Genomic DNA, 2679 nt, shown 5'->3' with positions numbered 1-2679 from the left:
ACCAAGGGGTTAACGAAATACAATGCCCTTCAAGAAAGTTTGCTTTTGAACATAAAGGCCGTGTTTCTTACCAGTCTAACCACGGCCATTGGGTTTCTTATGCTGAATTTTGCTGAAGTGCCCATTCTTTCCCATTTGGGGAATCTTACCGCTGTGGGGGTAATCTTGGCGTGTATTTTATCCTTAACAGTTTTGCCAGCACTGTTGGTATTATTGCCGGCTCCCCATAGCGTGTCCGAAACCGGCGGCGAATACAAAGTACGTAAGTTGGGTAATTGGGTGGTGTCACACCATCGCAGAATCTTGCCCTACTCGGTGTTGATTGTTTCGGTTTCTTTGTTGTTTTGTATGAATAACCGGTTAAACGATGTGGCGGTGGAGTACTTCGATCTGTCATCGCCCTTCAGACAATCAGTGGAGATCCAGAAAAAGTATTTAGGCGGTATGTCTAACATCGACTTTGCTATTTATACCGATGAACCCTATGGTGTGAATGATCCTGCGGTGATGAAAGAGGTGGATGCCTTAGCAAAATGGCTTCGCTCCCAACCTGAGGTTAAGCATGTACTGAGCTTTGCCGATATAATCAAACGCTTAAATATGAACATGCACGATGATGAGTCGCAGTATTTTAAGCTACCTGATACCAAAGAGTTGGCAGCGCAATATTTGCTGTTATACGAGATGTCTTTGCCCTATGGGCTAGACCTTAATAATCAAATTGATATTGATAAGTCTGCCGTGCGAATGATCGCCGTGTTAGAAAATCTTGGTAGCAATGAGTTTACCGAGTTTGAGCAGCGCACGAAGAGATGGTTTGACAAGCTCGCCCCGGACTTGCGACTGGAAGCGGCAAGTCCGGCGTTGATGTTTGCCCATATTGGGGCGCGCAACATGGAAAGTATGGTGTGGGGATCCCTGGCTGCGCTGGTGGTGATATCGTTATTGATTACGCTGGCCTTGCGCTCTTGGCGACTAGGGTTAGTGAGCCTGATGGCAAACTTAATGCCTGCAGGCATTGGATTTGGCTTGTGGGGGATGATGTCAGGGGAAATTAACATGGCACTGTCCGTTGAACTGAGTATGACCATGGGGATTATTGTCGACGATTCGGTTCACTTCCTCTTAAAATACCAAGCTGCCCGAAAAGATAATTCAAGTGTTAAAGAAGCGGTCCAATATGCTTTTGAAACCGTAGGAAGAGCCATGATCACCACCACGGTGGTGCTAGCTGCCGGATTTGGCGTGCTCTTGTTTTCCGATTTCAGATTAAATTCTGACATGGGATTAATGACCAATATTATCTTTATCGCAGCACTATTGATTGATTTATTGTTCCTGCCCTCATTTTTGATATGGCTGGATAAAGACAAAGCGAAAAAAGTGAGGTACGCACCATGAAAGTTTTAAGCAAAGCAGCACTGCTACCCATAATGACCAGCCTACTTTTGGCCTTGCCGGTGCAAGCGGATGAAGCGTCAGAAAAAGAAGGCTTAAAGGTGGCAACGGCCCGCAAAGATGTGAATCGCGGCTGGGTGAATTCAGTGGCCACCATCACCATGACCTTGCGAAATGCGCAAGGCCAGGAAGCTAAACGGGAGATGCGGGTAAAAACCTTAGAAGTACCCACCGATGGTGATAAGGCACTGACCATATTTGATTCTCCCCGTGATTTGTCCGGCACCGCTTTTTTGAGCTTCTCGCATATTGATGCCCCTGATGAACAGTGGATCTTTTTACCCGCGGTTAAACGGGTGAAGCGTATTTCTACTCGCAATAAATCCGGTCCTTTTTTAGGCAGTGAATATGCTTTTGAAGATATGACATCTTTTGAAGTGCCTAAATTCACTTACGATTTACTGCGCGAAGATACCTACAACGGTGATGAAGTTTATGTACTTGAGCAGAAGCCGTTGGACAAGTTCTCAGGCTACTCCAAACAAATCGTGTGGATTGACAAAGCCCATTACCGGCCACGAAAAGTTGAATTTTTCGACCGTAAAGGCGCGCCCTTGAAAGTCTTGGAATTTGAACAATACCAATTATTCGACGGCGAATTCTGGCGTCCCATGCGTACTTTTATGTACAATCTGCAAACCCAGAAATCCACGGAACTGGTGACACATTCACTGGTGTTTAAAACAGAATTAGAGGACTCGGATTTTGACAGCAATAGCTTACGCAGGGCGCGATAGCTTTATGAAAAAGTGGGCAGGCTTGATGTGCTCAACATTGGTCTCTCCCTTAGCTATGGCAGAGATGCCTGATATTGAACTAAGCGGTTCTGCCGGCGTTGAAACCCGTTATTTTATTCAGGATGCGGCTTATGAGAATCAACCACGATCTCAGCTATCCGCCTTTCTCTCTCCTGAATTGTATACCCAATGGAATGATCGCACAGATAGCTTGCTGTTCAATCCCTTTGTACGGGTTGATCAGCATGATGACGAACGTACCCATGGCGACATTCGGGAACTCATGTGGATGCACGCAGAAAACGATTGGGAAACCCGTGTGGGTGTCAGTAAGGTGTTTTGGGGACAAACCGAATCCCTTCATCTTGTGGATATCATTAATCAAACTGACATGGTAGAGAATATCGACGGCGAAGATAAGCTCGGTCAGCCTATGGTTAACCTGAATATTTATGGTGATTGGGGGACCTTGTCGGGATTTATC

Annotated in this window: 2 protein-coding genes and 1 pseudogene; all 3 read left to right on the top strand. The window is 45.9% G+C overall.

Annotated features, from left to right (window positions below; genetic code table 11):
- Positions 1 to 1401 (top strand): efflux RND transporter permease subunit (locus V5298_RS18105; RefSeq protein ID WP_332932830.1); only part of this gene is annotated, 1401 nt, incomplete at its 5' end.
- Positions 1398 to 2195 (top strand): outer membrane lipoprotein-sorting protein, encoded by a 798-nt coding sequence (locus V5298_RS18100; RefSeq protein WP_332932829.1) that lies wholly within the window; start codon positions 1398 to 1400, stop codon positions 2193 to 2195. The genes V5298_RS18105 and V5298_RS18100, both read left to right, overlap by 4 nt.
- A 4-nt stretch (positions 2196 to 2199) precedes the next feature.
- Positions 2200 to 2679 (top strand): annotated as a pseudogene (locus V5298_RS18095) (hypothetical protein); the annotation flags it as partial.

It is taken from the genome of Alteromonas sp. 14N.309.X.WAT.G.H12, from assembly GCF_036697315.1.
Taxonomy (GTDB): Bacteria; Pseudomonadota; Gammaproteobacteria; order Enterobacterales; family Alteromonadaceae; genus Alteromonas.
The sequence above is the reverse complement of the archived record's forward strand: the minus strand, read 5'-3'. Positions and strand labels throughout refer to the sequence as shown.

Coding starts and splice junctions, on each gene's coding strand:
- V5298_RS18100 (WP_332932829.1), top strand. CDS start 1,398: ATGAAAGTTTTAAGCAAAGCAGCACTGCTACCCATAATGACCAGCCTA.